Source organism: Flagellimonas sp. ABD4_174 (assembly GCF_056160185.1).
The window spans coordinates 3013940-3029432 of sequence record NZ_JBSWWP010000001.1; the positions used below are offsets into that span (position 1 = coordinate 3013940).

The window sequence follows — 15493 nt, forward strand, 5'->3', positions numbered from 1 at the left end:
TTTACGAAAGAACTCGGTTCAACTTAGCGTTCAACAACTTATTTAGTTGGAGATAGTTTACTATTTCTTCCAAAACCTCGGTATTGTCCCCTTGCTGGTCCTGGGTCTTTTCCTGTAGCTTTTGTATTCGATTTTTGATCAAATTACAACGTAAGGTCAAAATAGTTTCTCCAACCAACTGGGCCACCCCAATATTTTTCCCTTTCGGATAAATATCCCTTCGCTCCCAGTCGTGAAGTACATATTGCTCTTCTTCCATTAAAATGGAAGACACTTGCGATACTGTTTCTTGATCTAGTTCGGACAAAAATGTACTTATCGAAAAGTCGGTATCCTCGTTCAATTTTTCAATCAATTTATAATAAATGGTCTTGAACTGTTCGTTGGAAAGCTCAATTTCATCATCCTGAAGATCTAAAAATACTTTTTCATATACTTTCGCCTGTATGACCTCAGGTTCGAGCACCAGTTCACCTTCTTCGTTCTCCTTGAGTACTAAATCCTCAAATTCTTGTTTTTGATTTCCATATAACAGCAGTACTTCAATTATTTTTCGCTCCAGTTCGTACTGCACATCCACCTTTTCCACCACCCGATCAGTCTTCACAACTTCAAAGGCCTTTTGTTCCTGCTTTACTTTTTTGGCTGTATCGGTTTGCAGTTTTTTATCGATCTGGGCCAAAGTATTATAAAGCACATCTTCCGAAACCTGCATAATTTTTGCGCATTCTTGCACATAAATTTCTTGCCGAATTCGGTCCGGGATTTTACTAATACTATTAACAATATCCCTAACCGTATCTGCACGTTTTATAGGGTCGCTTGCGGCTTCTTCTGCGAGCAATGAAGTTTTGAACTGTATAAAATCCTTGGCATTCTCACTCAAGTATTGTACTAAATCCTCGTAAGTATTGTTCTTGGCAAAGCTATCGGGATCTTCGCCTTCCGGAAACGTACAGATTTTCACGTTCATTCCCTGTTCCAGAATCAGGTCGATTCCACGCAGCGATGCACGTAGACCCGCGGCATCACCGTCAAACAGTACAGTGATATTCTTGGTCAACCGGTTTATAAGACGAATCTGCTCGGGAGTAAGCGCAGTTCCACTAGAGGAGACTACATTCTCCACACCACTTTGATACATCTGGATGACATCCGTGTACCCTTCCACCAAAAAACAGTTGTCCTCTTTTGCAATGGCCTGTTTGGCATAATAAATCCCATAAAGCACCTTGCTCTTGTGGTAGATTTCGCTTTCAGGGGAATTCAGGTATTTGGCGGCTTTTTTATCGTTGGAAAGTATCCTCCCACCAAAGCCCAAAACCCGACCACTCATAGAATGGATAGGAAACATTACCCTGCCCTTGAACCTATCGAATGTTTTATTCTCGCCTCCAGCCTGTTCCTTTACAATGGTAAGGCCTGTCTTCTCCAGAAATTCCAACTTGTACCCCTTCCCCAATGCTGTTCTGGTAAAAGCCTCCCATTCGTCCAAACTATAACCAAGACCAAACTTTTTAATAATATCATCGGTAAACCCCCGTTCTTTGAAATAGGTTAGGCCAATCGCCTTTCCAGGCTCGGAATCCCATAGGGTCCTTGTAAAATACTTCTGGGCATACTCGGAGACCAAGTACATACTCTCGCGTTCATTGGCCTGCTCTTTCTGCTCATCGGTCTGTTCAGTTTCCTCTACTTCAATATTGTACTTTTTTGCCAAATATTTTATGGCTTCGGGGTAGGTAAAATGCTCATGCTCCATTAAAAAGGCCACCACATTCCCCCCTTTTCCACTACTAAAATCCTTCCATATCTGCTTAACCGGGGAAACCATAAAACTTGGAGTGCGTTCATCCGTAAAAGGGCTCAATCCCTTAAAATTGGAACCGGATTTTTTCAATTGCACAAAATCACCGATTACCTCCTCCAATCGGGCGGTTTCATATACTTGGTCTATAGTAGTTTTTGAAATCAAGGTATTCTCTTAAAAATAGCTGTTAAAGGTAATAAAAACAATATTTTCCATATTTCGAAATTCGACTGCCTATGTAAGATTTAGTATATTAGAAGCAAATTCTTACAATACTGATATTATCGGTACACGATAGTACGGAAATAAAATTATAGAGGATTATGATGCTGAACAAAACACAAAACTTTTGGATACTCACCGCCTTGCTATTTCTCTCCATCCAATTTGCAACAGGACAAATGGAAGAAAAAGCCAGACCTATCATCGAAAATGGTGAAGCACAGGTAGTCCAAGCTTTTTCGGACCCTAGTAAATGGATCCGTCATGATCTTTGGGTCGAAACCAACTTTGATTCGGACGGAGATGGTAAATTAGACCGCATGCATGTGGGTGTTACACGGCCCGAACAGACCGAGACAGAAGGTCTACAACTGCCCGTAATCTACGAATCGAGCCCGTATTACGCTGGAACAGCAGGACTGGACAAAGGTATTTTTTGGGACGTAAAACACGAGCTGGGCAAACCTGGTAAACCAAGAAAACATCCCAATGTTACACGTTTGGGCGAACGTCCAATCATCTCCAACTCACAAATCCAAACATGGGTACCCAGAGGTTTCATCGTGGTACACTCATCCTCTCCAGGAACAGGTCTTTCCGATGGTGCACCAACCGTTGGTGGCCAAAACGAATCCTTGGCTCCAAAAGCGGTTATCGAATGGTTGTGCGGCAAGGCCAAAGGCTATACCGAGCGCGAGGGCAACCAAGAGGTTAAAGCCTATTGGTCCACTGGAAAAGTAGGTATGACGGGCACCTCGTACAACGGAACCATTCCTCTAGCTGCTGCGACAACGGGGGTTGATGGGTTGGAAGCCATAATTCCCATAGCGCCCAACACTTCGTACTACCATTATTACCGATCCAATGGCCTGGTCCGATCGCCGGGAGGGTATTTGGGTGAAGATATTGATGTCCTTTATGATTTTATACATAGCGGTGACGAATCAAAAAGGGAGCGGAACAACAGAGTGGTTCGGGATACCGAAATGAAGAATGGATTTGACCGAATTACCGGAGATTACAACGATTTTTGGGCAGGAAGGGATTATTTAAACCAAATGGGTTCCATGAAAGCAGCCCTACTAATGTCCCACGGTTTCAACGATTGGAACGTAATGCCCGAACACAGTTATCGCATTTACAAAAAAGCCAAAGAAATGGGACTTCCCGTCCAAATTTATTATCATCAGAACGGACACGGTGGACCACCACCTATCTCCATGATGAACCGCTGGTTTACTAGATATCTTTATGGGGTGGAAAATGGGGTGGAAAACGATCCTAAAGCATGGATCGTTCGAGAAAACGATAAAAAAGATAACCCTACACCTTATGAGGACTATCCCAATCCCAAGGCCGAAAACATCAAATTTTATTTGACAGCAGGAGCTCCGGCAAAAGGTAAATTGACCACCACCAAACCCAAAAAACAAGGAACGGAAACCTTGGTGGACAATTATTCTTTTTCAGGTTCCAGTTTGGCCAAAGCTGAGACCACAGAACACCGGTTGATCTATATTACCCCACCTTTATCAGAGGACACCCATATTTCCGGTGTCCCCAAAGTCAAGATTAAAATGGCCAGCAGTAAGCCTGCTGCCAATTTATCCGTTTGGTTGGTTGCTCTACCTTGGACCGATGCTTTGAACACCAAAATAACGGACAATATAATTACAAGAGGATGGGCAGACCCACAAAACCATAGCTCGTTGACGAAAAGTGAACCTTTGGTCCCCAACAAATTTTATGAAGTGGAATTTGATTTGATGCCGGACGACCAAATAATTCCAAAAGGACGACAGATCGGCCTGATGATTTTCTCAAGTGACAAGGAGTTCACCCTATGGCCGGAGCCCGGAACCAAATTGACCATAGATCTGGACGGCACAGAGCTAACGCTTCCGGTAGTAGGTGGAAATCTATGATCGTCGATAGGGTAAACTGACTAAGATCATTGGAAATATTGAAATTATTCTTTGTATTTAAGGTTGTTTAACCAGCACCTTATTTTACATGAAAGTTTTAATTATCTATGGCACTGTAGAAGGCCAAACTCGGAAAATAGCCCGTTTTATGGAGGAGGTCCTTCAGGAGAACGGTATGCAGGTAACCATTGCCAATGCAGTGGAAGAGCCTCCATCTCCCGATAGTTTTGATGTGGTATTGATCGGAAGTTCCATCCATATCAATAATTATAATACGCTCATCAAAAATTATGTGGAACAACATATTGACATCTTGAACAAAAAACCTTCAGTGTTTTTCTCCGTTTCGATGGCCATCGCCTCCAACATTAAAGAGGAGCATGAAGAAGTTGCAAAGGTGGCGCATGATTTCTTGGATGAGACCCACTGGAACACAAAAACCATATGGCATATTGCAGGAGCGTTGAGATATACCCAGTACAATTATTTTAAAAAATTGATCATGCGCTCCATTGCAAAAAAAGAGGGCGGCTCCGTGGACACCACAAAAGATCATGAGTACACTGATTGGAACCAGGTAAAAGAAATGACATTGAATTTTATAAACCGTTTAAAATAACAACCCAAATGAACAAACACAGTTTCGACACCCTTTCACAAGCCGTGAACACATTAACGGAGGAAGGTTTCAAAGAGGATTTTGAAGCAGATGAATCGTGCATTAAAGCATTATATTCCAAAAAAGAATATCAGCCCAACGAGCTAAAGATCATTGATTCTTACCGATTTGAAGGTATGACGAATCCTAGCGATGAATCCGTAGTTTTTACGATTGAGGCCAACGATGGCACCAAAGGCACCATGGTTATGTCCTACGGTGCTTCTACAGCGCAAAACGAGGAACTCATTCAGCAGATTCCATGTGTGAAGAACTGATCAAACGAACAATGTTCCCACTGAAGAAGGTTGGTACAATAGCCAACCCGTTAAACTGAACCTACTTTTGTGGGCTTTTAACACAGCGTGGGGCACCACAGCGCTTTTAAACATTACGCAACGTGCGCCAATTGGCTGTACCAGAAAACTAGTACCGTTCTTTTCAAAAATTTCCAATTCACCGCCATCACCATCTTTCCAATCATCATTTAAATAAACAATCATAGAGATCATGCGGTTGTTCCGGTTTTCGAACTGATCTAAATGCTTATCGTAATGCCCTCCCGATGGGTAATGTGCCAAATGAAACTCGTACCCTGATAAACTCAGGTAGCAATAGCGGTTAAATATTAAAATGGTTTCATCCAGGACATCCCAATAGTTCTGCAATTGGACATCACGTTTTCTATCCAGCCAGTAGGTAAAGTCACCTCGTACCTTGGTATCTACCTGAAAATCGGAATGGGCACCTATTCCAGCTTCCTTAAAATTGGGGAGCTTTCCCAGAAAAAAAGATTTTATCCCGGAATAGAGTTCCTCCCGAAAAAAATTATCGATTATCACATAATCCTTACTGGAGATGTTGTCCATCCAGGACAACCAATCATCCAAACTGTGGTAAGTGCTCAATGCTTTAAAAATGTGGGCGAAGGTAATTCATATTTAAAAACGAAAATGATTTTTCTTTATTCAAATAGGAAAACTCTACCTTTGAACAACTGTAACATTAGAAATTAATGATCCTTTTTTTTGGTACTAGAACTGGTAAAAAAGCAACTAAAGTCCTTAGAAATGTTACGTGTCCCTATTGCCATCAAACCGGGACATTGACCGCTGTTGCCCAACCGAACTATGCCCATTTGTTCTGGATTCCACTTTTTACCCTTAATACAATTAGGTTCGCAGAGTGTTCGCACTGTAAAAAAGTATATTACAAGGAGGAGTTTACCCCAGAGATGGAACAAGCGTTGTCCTTATAAAAAAACGGCCGGGGAAACCCGACCGTTGTGTAAAACCAAAACGATTAGATATCGAACCGAAGGCCCAGTGAGATATTGTTCTGTTTTATTTCTGCATCCTTAAAAATGGGATTTAGGTCGTATTTTATATAAAGCAGTACACCGTCTACGCCCAAATATCCGCTCACACCATAAATAAGGTCGCTTGTGTTGTAGTCTCTTTTTAGTTTATCCTTTACGTTTTCCCCGTCCCTATTGTATTTTAATTTTTGGCGTGTTCCCAGATTAAATCCACCATAGCCACCGAATCCCACTCTAAATTGATCGCGAATGGAATATCGTATGGTACGTTCTTTTTTATGCAATCGAGAGGGGCCCACCTCAAAATGAACAGGAAAAACAAGGTTGTCCATTCTTAACTTGGATTTATCCAGATCATACTCGAACTCTTGCAATACGGTCTGATCTCCGTCTTGCACAAAAACCTGATTGTCGTCCGGCTTTAAACCATTGAACTGAAACGAAAAACCGTAGTTAACACGTAGCCAGTTGGTATTCCGGAACACACGTGTCCGCCATTGCCAGCCCATCTCAAAAAAACGGCTTCCACCAATTTTATAAGGAGAATCGGACAGGGATTGCCCCTCTATCAAAGCATTGTTAAAACCGATGGCCATAACAAAATCCGAGTAGGTTCGCCTATCGTATTTTAAGTCTCTTTGTCTTTGTCGGGAATTAAAAGTTACCGCCGGTTTTCCATCAATGAGCAATCCAATGCGCATTCTATCACCATAAATGATATCGGATTCGGACAAGGTAAGTACATCTCCTTTGTTGCGCTCCAGCAAAGCGATCTTATTCTCTATAATCGCGACCCGGTTCTCAATGTTCAGAGCTCTTTGCTTTGCCACTTCCTCCTTAAGTATTTTGGCTTCATTTTCGGTAATATCACCATCTTCCAATCGTTGGTTTATGTCCCGTACCTCAATCTTTAGGGCTTCTTTTTCCTGATCGATTATGCGTTGTTTTTCCAGCTTGAGCGTTTCGATTTTCTTTTGATAATCTTCTTGTGCAAAAAGAGATTGAGAAACTAGGAACAGGAGCAAGATTGCTGAATAAAATGTAATTGTTTTCATGATTGTTTTGATTTGCAACCCTCCTTCCCTCCTGTCCATTGTTAAGGACAGGAAGTATTGAAAGGTTTATTTTGATTGATGAATAACTTTATTGGTTTCGGTCCGCCACGGCAGTACGCAATTTTAGGTAACCGGATTTTAGGGCATCAAAGATCTGGTCACGGAAAGATTCGTCCAACTCATCCTCCACTTCGGCCAACAAGGACATGGCATCCACAGTCCCGCTCTCTGAAAATAGTTTGTCGGTTAAAATCTGTCGCTGTGCGGCACGCAGCAAGGAATCGACTTCGGCATCGGAAACATCTTGCCTAACACTTTCCATTAGCTCTACTTGTGCCACTACTTCTTCCACTTTTTGTGCGATCAACTTATCTGGGTTTAGGATCATGTCGTCCTTTAAAGGTTGTCTATTGTCCTTTGTGGCGATTGCAGTATTTGGATTTACATTGGGCAATGGTGTTTCTACCAGTTTTTGCATTTTAGTTACTTCCGACTTAGTCTCCGCAACGTCTATTTTGTTATTTTCTTTTGCCTTTATTTCTTCCGCCTCAATGACCTTCTCATTTTTGATTTCGTTTCCTACCATTTTCATTTGCTCTGTTGGGCCATTGTCCTTGGTAAAAAAGAACGCAGACACCAAAACGACCCCTACAACACTGGCGGCCACCGCGTACATAAACCATGTATTCCTTTTCTTTGGCACGGGTTGTTCCAATTGCGATGCAATCTTGTTCCAAGCCCCATCCGATGGGACAATGGTTCGCTCCTCGAGCTTTTGTTTGATATGTTTTTCAAGTTTAGCCATATCCCTTATTTTTTGTTCGCCGTTTTTGAATTGGGCGACATTCCTTTTAGACTTAAATTTTCTTGAAGCATTTTTCTGGCCTTGAAAAGTTGCGATTTTGAAGTTCCTTCGCTAATTGCCAACATCTCCGCTATTTCCTTATGTCCGTATCCTTCAATGGCATACAGCAGGAAAACGGCTTTGTATCCTTCTGGAAGACCATCTATCAAGTGTTGCACATACTCCATATCCAACAGTCCATCGGATATGGGTCCTAACACCTCTTCCCTCACTTCGACCGCATCATCATCGTAAACAACAAACTGTTTTTTACGTAGAAAGGAAATACTTTCCCTTACCATAATGCTCCTGACCCAGCCTTCAAAACTACCTTTATATTGGTAAGAGCCGAGATGGTTGAACATCTTGACAAAACCATTTACCATAACATCTTCCGCAAAATGAAGGTCCTTGATATATTGTCTGCATACCCCGAGCATTTTGGGCGAGAACTTCTCGTACAACAATTTTTGAGCCTGCTGATCTCCCTTGATCGATTTTTTAATCAGTTGCTTTTCGTTGTTATGTAGCGAGATGATTTTCAAAAAAAATGGTTTACAAAAGTGCTTCTATTTAAATAGACGGGATATAAACGTAAATGGTTGCCCGAAAAATAAAAATTTTCGACATTTAATTGATAACCAACCTTATAAATACCTATTTTTTACGGTCTACCACGTAATTTACCATTAGGGTGAGGGCACTTTTGTATTCGGAATCGGGGTAATTGTCCAAAATGGCCAACGCTTCATCCTTAAACTCCAACATTTTGGTAACTGCATATTCGAGGCCGCCTTTTTCCTTAACGTACTCTATAACCTCTTTTACACGTTTTTTGTTCTTGTTATGTTTTTTGATGGAATTGATCAACCATTTTTTACTTTCCTTATCACTATGGTTCAATGCATAGATCAATGGCAATGTCATTTTTTGTTCCTTTATATCGATACCAGTAGGCTTTCCAATTTTCTCGGCACCGTAGTCAAAAAGGTCGTCCTTAATTTGGAAGGCCATTCCACAAAGCTCCCCAAACTTCCGGAAGGCTTCCACCTCATCCGAATCCGGTCTCACCGAACATGCCCCCATACTGCAACAAGCGGCAATAAGAGTGGCTGTTTTTTGGCGGATAATATCGTAGTAAACCTCTTCGGTAATATCCAAAAGTCTCGCTTTTTCTATCTGGAGCAGTTCCCCTTCGCTCATATCGCGAACGGCATTGGAAATAATGTGTAGTAAATCGTAATCCTTGTTTTCCAGAGATACCAACAAACCCTTAGAGAAAAGAAAATCCCCGACCAGAACGGCAATCTTGTTTTTCCACAGGGCATTGATGGAAAAAAAGCCCCGTCGTTTGTTACTGTCGTCCACCACATCGTCGTGGACCAGGCTTGCAGTATGTATCAACTCAATTATGGAAGCTCCTGTGTATGTGCGTTCGTTGACTTCCCCGTTCAATAATTTGGCGGTAAGGAACACGAACATTGGGCGCATTTGTTTGCCCTTGCGGTTAACAATATAATAGGTAATCCTATTAAACAATGCAACCTTGGAAGACATGGATTTGAGGAACTTTTCCTCAAAAAGCTGCATCTCATTTTCTATGGGTTCCCGTATCTGCGAAACGATTTTCAACGTAGCGGTGTGGTGTTTGGTTTTAAAACCCTAAAAGTAGGGAAAATGCGAGAGTTGTTAGAACTAAATCGAAGTTTTAAGAAAGAGTTCTAAAAGTATCGTTGTTTTACCTACCAATGTGGATGGCCAATCAAAAATAATTCTAGCTTTTGTTGGCCAATTGCCCGCAAGCGGCATCGATATCCTTGCCTCGCGACCTACGTATGGTAACCGTAATGCCGTTTTGCTCCAAGGTATTCTTGTACATATCAATGGCACTATTGGGTGCTTGTTGAAAGTCACCATCATCAATGGGGTTGTACTCGATTATGTTGACCTTGGATGGTGCAAACTTGCAAAACTTGACCAGTGCATCTGCTGCCTTCTGGGTATCGTTGATTCCTTTCCAGACCACATATTCGTAGGTAATTCTATTCTTGGTCTTGCTGTACCAATACTCCAACGCCTCCCTGAGTTCTTTAAGTGGAAATGTGGCATTAAAGGGCATAATGGAAGTTCGGACCTCGTCGATAGCGGAGTGCAATGAAACTGCCAGACCAAATTTGACTTCTTCGTCGGCCATTTTCCTGATCATCTTAGGCACTCCGGAGGTAGAGACCACAATACGTTTGGGGGACATGCCCAATCCTTCCGGGGAAGTAATTTTTTCTATGGCCTTGAGCACATTGTTATAGTTCATCAACGGCTCTCCCATACCCATAAAAACTATATTGCTCAACGGACGATCAAAATACAATCTGCTCTCGTTGTCTATGGCCACAACCTGATCATATATCTCATCCGGATTTAAATTCCTCATTCGTTTTAGACGGGCCGTTGCACAGAATTTACAATCCAAACTACATCCAACCTGACTGGACACACAGGCTGTGGTCCGGGTTTCCGTGGGAATCAAAACGGATTCCACTATTAAGCCATCATGCAAACGAACGGCATTTTTAATGGTTCCGTCGGAACTTCGCTGCATTTGATCTACCCGAATATGATTGATAACAAAGTTATCTTCCAGCATTTGTCGGGTTTCCTTGGAAATATTGGTCATGGCATCAAAATCGTGGGCCGACTTTTGCCACAACCATTCGTACACTTGGTTTCCACGAAATGCCTTGTCTCCCTGCTCCACAAAAAAGTTTCGGAGCTGCTCTTTGGTCAATGCGCGTATATCCTTCTTTTTGTTTTCCACTATCTAAAGATAAGGAAGAAAAAAATCCCGTTCACTTTAAGGTCAACGGGATTTTTCTTCTATGATTTTCCGTTTTTATAGAATCAACATGGCATCTCCATAGGAGTAGAAACGATATCCTTCCAAAATTGCCTGCTTGTACGCTTTCTTGATAAGATCATGACCGGCAAATGCGGAAACCATCATCATTAAAGTGGATTTTGGCAAGTGGAAATTGGTGATCATACAATTGGCTATGCTAAAATCGTACGGAGGAAATATGAACTTATTGGTCCATCCTTCAAACGTATTCAATGTATGCTCTGAAGAAACAGCACTTTCCAAGCCGCGCATAACGGTTGTACCTACGGCACATACTCTTCGCTTGTTGGCTTTTGCGTTATTTACTACTTCTGTTGCTTTTTCATCGATCACCAATTCTTCGCTGTCCATTTTGTGTTTGGACAAGTCTTCTACCTCTACTGGGTTAAATGTTCCCAGTCCTACGTGCAAAGTGACCTCTGCAAACTGAATGCCTTTGATCTCCAAACGCTTTAATAAGTGTTTGGAAAAGTGAAGCCCTGCGGTCGGTGCTGCTACAGCTCCCTCGTGCTTGGCGTAAATGGTCTGGTAACGTTCCTCGTCTTCTGGTGTAACCTCTCTTTTAATGTATTTGGGCAACGGAGTTTCTCCAAGTTCCCTAAGCTTTCTTCTAAAATCGGTATAAGAACCATCGTAAAGAAAACGCAATGTTCTTCCTCTCGATGTTGTATTATCGATCACTTCTGCCACCAAACTTTCATCATCGCCAAAATAAAGCTTGTTACCGATCCTAATCTTTCTTGCCGGATCTACCAAAACATCCCAAAGTCGTTGCTCTTGGTTAAGTTCCCTAAGCAAGAACACTTCTATCCTAGCACCGGTTTTTTCCTTGTTTCCAAAAAGTCTCGCAGGAAACACCTTGGTATTGTTCAAGACCATTACATCGTCTTCATCAAAATAATCTACGATGTCTTTGAACATTTTATGCTCAATTTTTCCTGTATCCCTATGAACTACCATTAGTTTGGATTCGTCACGATGTTCCGCGGGATATTCTGCCAACAATTCTTTTGGCAATTCAAAATTGAAGTTCGATAATTTCATGTGGACTTTTTTTCGATTTTTTTTAAGAAGTGCAAATATACAACCTCGTGATAGGGGATGTCAAGTAATTTGATGATTAAATGTGATTTACAATTCTTGTACAGCGAACCCAAGGGTTCTTAGATCGTTCCAAAAATCGGGATAGGATTTGGAAACCACTTCGGCATCGTTGACCACAAAGTCGGCTTTCAGTGCTAGTGGGCCAAAGGCCATCGCCATTCGATGATCGTTGTAGGTATCCACACAAACTCCTTCTGCAAGCTGATTTTGTGCTTGTAAGGTCAGGCTTTCGGAATCGATATCCACCTTGGCACCAAACTTCCCTAACTCTTTTTGCAGAGCAGCCAACCGGTCGGTTTCCTTAATAGGCAAGGTATGTAATCCCGTTAAATGACAACCAATACCCAATCCCAAACAGCTAACGGCAATCGTCTGAGCAATATCCGGGGCGTTGGAAAGATCGTAGGTTAAATGGTCGGCAATATCTTTTGATGTTTTCTTGAGTACAATGGTATTGTCCTTAAATATGGTCTCCACACCAAAATCCTTATAGATTTTTACCAAAACGCTATCACCCTGTAAAGAGTTTTGTTTGTACGACGATAGTGTTATTGCCGAACCTACATCGCACATGGCCACAATACTGTAAAAATAGCTGGCCGAACTCCAATCGGATTCTACCACCAAAGTAGTATCCGCCACCGCTGTTTTTGGGGCGACTTTTATGGTGTTCCCCACAAAGGAAGTTTGGACGCCTATCTGTTCCAACAGGGCCAATGTCATTTTTATATAAGGAACAGATGTAATCTTGCCGATCAGTTCCAATTCCAAACCCTTCTCCAAGCTAGGTGCAATTAAAAGTAATGCGGAAATATATTGGCTGCTAATATTTGCAGGCAGGGATACACGGTTTTTTTCGAGCTTTTTACCAGAAATCTTCAGCGGGGGATAACCCGTTTCCTTTTCGTATTGAATATCCGCCCCAAGTGCTTGCAATGCTTCCACCAACACTTTTATAGGTCGTTCTTGCATTCGATGCGAACCCGTGAGCACCACTTGTTTGCCTTGTTGCGATGCAAAATAGGCGGTTAAAAAACGCATAGCGGTACCTGCATGGTGAATATCCACCACTCCATTGGACTTGGCCAAACCCTTTTGCATAACTTCCCCATCGTCCGAGTTGGAAAGATTGGCTATTTTAATATTCGGAAAAAGCGCCTGCAACAATAACGAACGGTTTGTTTCACTCTTAGAACCAGTGATTGCTATGTCTTTTTCAATTTTTGTATTGTTGGGAGAAGAAAGTTGGAGTTTCAATTCGTTAGGGTTTGTATGAATTGTCAAAACTAGAAAAAACAGCCCTAAAGTCCCTTTATAACCGGAACTTTATTTAAGCTTTTTGTTATTTTGATGACGGTCGTGATCCCGTTTGGTCTTTAAATCCAATTTTTTATCGAATGCCTCTTGTAAATCGATTCCGGTTTGGTTGGCCAAGCAGAGTACCACAAAAACAACATCGGCAAGTTCTTCGCCCAGATCTTTTGCTTTATCGGATTCTTTTTCGCTCTGTTCACCATATCTTCTGGCAATAATACGGGCCACTTCGCCAACCTCTTCGGTAAGCTGGGCCATGTTGGTCAGTTCGTTAAAGTAACGGACCCCGTGATTGTTAATCCACTCATCAACGGCCTTTTGTGCGTTTTCTATGTTCACCTTCAAAAATTTTAAGTTTAAAAGCAAAGGTAATCACTACTGTTTATACCTTTTCTAAAACTATATAACTTTGATTTTGGTTAGCCACTGCACTACTAAAAAGTTTTTTTAAATAGTCGTAGCCCACATTGGAATATTGTGTAGATCTCAATTGCAAAGAAAATACCACCATGATCTTTCCGTTCAACTCGGTAGTATTATATTGCAGGACACCACTACCATCTGGCAAGGCCAAGTTTACCGGTTTGGGCAACTCTTTAATTGTATACCCAACCGGAACCTCGATATTGGCCATATAATTGAATTTTCTTTGATAACCGAAATCTACCGGATAGCTTCGGGTTTCCGCTCTAAAAGGATTGTCTTTAAAAAAACGAATTATAAATGGGTTGAAATATATTGTTTTGGAAAATTCCAAATCCTCCAATTGAAAAGTAAAATGTTCCACCCAATTCTTCTCATCCGATTGTTCTTCATCAACTTTATATTGATTAATAAAAAATCCGTCTATGTACTCGTTTTCAATTGCTGCCAGATAATCTTCTTGCGATAATTCCGCAATCTTTTTGCGTTTCAAGTAGGCATCATATCCTTTAGAGATCTCATCGAACTTACCTTTCACTGAGCTATTCATCAGATCCAATTCGAGATTTACCCTAACCGTTCTACCGTTCAATTTTTCTGGTTCAATATCCATCCAGTAACTATCACCATCTAAATCCATAACTCGGCCATAGTAGTTTAGACAACGATAAGGCAGCATTCCAAATGGCATTTCCTTTTCTGTAGCATCCAGCAAGTATGTTTCTCCATCAATTTCAGTTTTGGCAACTACATAATTAAAATCAGACATGACTGGATGTGATTTTTTGGGCAACCCATGCATTCTGGTCGATATGAGAGCAAGATCTGTATCTATCCCCGATGCGTTCAGTAAATTGATCAAGGTAATGTTTATTTCAGCCACGTTTCCTACACCTTCTTCGAATGCCTTTTTTACATTGTTATTCCTAAAAATGCCAAATTTTCCGTTCCAGTTATAGTGGGCTTTTACAAATCTGTACAATTTTATCGCTCTTGTTAAATCACTTTCTTTTCCCGTAATTATCTCCAAAGGTAGATTTCTTTCAAAATAATTTTTTTTGCGGAGCTGCCCTCCGATGTCGCGGTCTGTTCTAAACTCTCGATCTACATCTTTCCATGATTTGGTAAACCTTTCTACCCTACCTTGGAAACTTTCATATTCTGCAAGCTCAAATTCCAATCTAGATCTGTAATTTGACGGAGCCAACATGTATTCTTCATCTTCCTTGAATGCAGGCACATCCTTCATTACATATTTTAACACTTCACAATCGGCCTGTACCGACATTCCGGGAACACTAAAACAATTTGACTGAATAGTAGCGTCGTTAACATCTAGCTCCAATTTACCCAATAGCGACCTGTTATATTTATAGTTGCCCGGTATTTTCGCATTGTACTCGGAATATATTTTGGGAATATGCCCCTGGAATTCCCAACCTTTCATGTTGTATAAAAATGGGGATTCCAGTTCGTAAGAGTATTCGAGTACCGATCCTTCTTGGACATTGGAAAATGTAAATCGTTTCTCTGACCAATGTTCACTCACTTGAACATCAAAAATAGTACTGGGCATAACGTTATGTTTTGTACCCTTAACATGGTTTATGGCCTTGACCTTACTTACTGTTTCGGTCTTTTTCTCTGAATGATAATAAGGTATGGATATGTCGGCCTCCGAAAACCCTTCTTCGTCCAATATCTTTATTTTTGCATGGTATTCCGTTATCAACCAAACATAGTTTCTTCTTACCTGAAAATAGTTCCTACCTTTTTCGTAGAGGTATACGGCATGTGCGGTGCTATCTTTATAATAGGTTCTGAAATTAGACTCAAAACCTGAAAGCTCCCCAAATTCCTGACCTTGACCAATAACCGGCAAACAGCTCAACATTAAGAGAATCAAAATTATTTTTCTCATATA

General features: G+C 41.2%; 15 protein-coding genes. 4 read left to right on the forward strand and 11 right to left on the reverse strand.

The features are described 5' to 3' along the window. Position 1 precedes the first annotated feature (1 nt). Positions 2 to 1975 carry a DNA primase gene (dnaG, locus tag ACXAFK_RS13505; protein WP_474958084.1) on the reverse strand — a complete coding sequence of 658 codons (1974 nt, stop codon included), beginning with the start codon at positions 1973 to 1975 and terminating at the stop codon, positions 2 to 4. Between the two features lie 158 nt (positions 1976 to 2133). Here dnaG and ACXAFK_RS13510 point away from each other — a divergent pair, with 158 nt between their 5' ends. The 3 genes from ACXAFK_RS13510 (at position 2134) to ACXAFK_RS13520 (ending at position 4893) form a co-directional block, all read left to right on the forward strand. After that, positions 2134 to 3957 (forward strand): Xaa-Pro dipeptidyl-peptidase, encoded by a 1824-nt coding sequence (locus ACXAFK_RS13510; protein ID WP_474958085.1) that lies wholly within the window; start codon positions 2134 to 2136, stop codon positions 3955 to 3957. An 88-nt stretch (positions 3958 to 4045) separates the two neighbouring features. Beyond that, complete coding sequence (locus ACXAFK_RS13515) at positions 4046 to 4576, forward strand: flavodoxin domain-containing protein (RefSeq protein WP_474958086.1); 531 nt, start codon at positions 4046 to 4048, stop codon at positions 4574 to 4576. 8 nt (positions 4577 to 4584) lie between these two features. Next, the gene (locus ACXAFK_RS13520; RefSeq protein ID WP_252080387.1) at positions 4585 to 4893 is read left to right on the forward strand and encodes a phosphoribosylpyrophosphate synthetase; all 309 of its coding nucleotides are present in this window, start codon (positions 4585 to 4587) and stop codon (positions 4891 to 4893) included. Here the strand turns inward: ACXAFK_RS13520 and ACXAFK_RS13525 are convergent, their stop codons facing one another. Further along, a complete protein-coding gene (locus ACXAFK_RS13525) occupies positions 4894 to 5523 on the reverse strand; it encodes a 2OG-Fe(II) oxygenase (protein ID WP_293296474.1) in 630 nt (209 codons plus the stop codon). Positions 5524 to 5630: 107 nt separating this feature from the next. On the opposite strand from ACXAFK_RS13525, the gene ACXAFK_RS13530 reads away from it, so the two are divergent. Continuing rightward, a complete protein-coding gene (locus tag ACXAFK_RS13530; protein ID WP_224837535.1) occupies positions 5631 to 5873 on the forward strand; it encodes a zinc-ribbon domain-containing protein in 243 nt (80 codons plus the stop codon). Positions 5874 to 5917: 44 nt separating this feature from the next. Here the strand turns inward: ACXAFK_RS13530 and ACXAFK_RS13535 are convergent, their stop codons facing one another. From ACXAFK_RS13535 to ACXAFK_RS13575, 9 genes are all read right to left on the reverse strand, one after another. After that, a complete protein-coding gene (locus ACXAFK_RS13535) occupies positions 5918 to 6988 on the reverse strand; it encodes a coiled-coil domain-containing protein (RefSeq protein ID WP_474958087.1) in 1071 nt (356 codons plus the stop codon). Positions 6989 to 7076: 88 nt separating this feature from the next. Beyond that, a complete protein-coding gene (locus tag ACXAFK_RS13540; protein ID WP_474958088.1) occupies positions 7077 to 7793 on the reverse strand; it encodes a hypothetical protein in 717 nt (238 codons plus the stop codon). 5 nt (positions 7794 to 7798) lie between these two features. Then, the gene (locus ACXAFK_RS13545; protein WP_224837532.1) at positions 7799 to 8377 is read right to left on the reverse strand and encodes an RNA polymerase sigma factor; all 579 of its coding nucleotides are present in this window, start codon (positions 8375 to 8377) and stop codon (positions 7799 to 7801) included. Positions 8378 to 8489: 112 nt separating this feature from the next. Beyond that, positions 8490 to 9464, reverse strand: coding sequence for a polyprenyl synthetase family protein (locus tag ACXAFK_RS13550; protein WP_224837531.1), 975 nt, complete (start codon positions 9462 to 9464; stop codon positions 8490 to 8492). A gap of 142 nt (positions 9465 to 9606) precedes the next feature. Next, positions 9607 to 10647 (reverse strand): dual-specificity RNA methyltransferase RlmN, encoded by a 1041-nt coding sequence (gene rlmN / locus ACXAFK_RS13555; protein WP_224837530.1) that lies wholly within the window; start codon positions 10645 to 10647, stop codon positions 9607 to 9609. A 75-nt stretch (positions 10648 to 10722) separates the two neighbouring features. After that, a complete protein-coding gene (queA, locus tag ACXAFK_RS13560; RefSeq protein WP_224837529.1) occupies positions 10723 to 11772 on the reverse strand; it encodes a tRNA preQ1(34) S-adenosylmethionine ribosyltransferase-isomerase QueA in 1050 nt (349 codons plus the stop codon). Positions 11773 to 11859: 87 nt separating this feature from the next. After that, positions 11860 to 13089 carry a 3-phosphoshikimate 1-carboxyvinyltransferase gene (locus tag ACXAFK_RS13565; RefSeq protein WP_474958089.1) on the reverse strand — a complete coding sequence of 410 codons (1230 nt, stop codon included), beginning with the start codon at positions 13087 to 13089 and terminating at the stop codon, positions 11860 to 11862. A 69-nt stretch (positions 13090 to 13158) separates the two neighbouring features. Further along, positions 13159 to 13485 (reverse strand): nucleotide pyrophosphohydrolase, encoded by a 327-nt coding sequence (locus ACXAFK_RS13570; protein WP_474958090.1) that lies wholly within the window; start codon positions 13483 to 13485, stop codon positions 13159 to 13161. A 43-nt stretch (positions 13486 to 13528) separates the two neighbouring features. Next, positions 13529 to 15490: a DUF3857 domain-containing protein gene (locus ACXAFK_RS13575; RefSeq protein ID WP_474958091.1), complete on the reverse strand. Its 1962-nt coding sequence runs from the start codon at positions 15488 to 15490 to the stop codon at positions 13529 to 13531. Positions 15491 to 15493: the final 3 nt, after the last annotated feature.

What these genes read in the sequence shown, in the direction of transcription:
- queA (WP_224837529.1), bottom strand. Translation starts at nt 11,772, where the DNA reads ATGAAATTATCGAACTTCAATTTTGAATTGCCAAAAGAATTGTTGGCA.
- ACXAFK_RS13535 (WP_474958087.1), bottom strand. Translation starts at nt 6,988, where the DNA reads ATGAAAACAATTACATTTTATTCAGCAATCTTGCTCCTGTTCCTAGTT.
- ACXAFK_RS13520 (WP_252080387.1), top strand. Translation starts at nt 4,585, where the DNA reads ATGAACAAACACAGTTTCGACACCCTTTCACAAGCCGTGAACACATTA.
- ACXAFK_RS13510 (WP_474958085.1), top strand. Translation starts at nt 2,134, where the DNA reads ATGATGCTGAACAAAACACAAAACTTTTGGATACTCACCGCCTTGCTA.
- ACXAFK_RS13515 (WP_474958086.1), top strand. Translation starts at nt 4,046, where the DNA reads ATGAAAGTTTTAATTATCTATGGCACTGTAGAAGGCCAAACTCGGAAA.
- ACXAFK_RS13530 (WP_224837535.1), top strand. Translation starts at nt 5,631, where the DNA reads ATGATCCTTTTTTTTGGTACTAGAACTGGTAAAAAAGCAACTAAAGTC.
- ACXAFK_RS13575 (WP_474958091.1), bottom strand. Translation starts at nt 15,490, where the DNA reads ATGAGAAAAATAATTTTGATTCTCTTAATGTTGAGCTGTTTGCCGGTT.
- ACXAFK_RS13540 (WP_474958088.1), bottom strand. Translation starts at nt 7,793, where the DNA reads ATGGCTAAACTTGAAAAACATATCAAACAAAAGCTCGAGGAGCGAACC.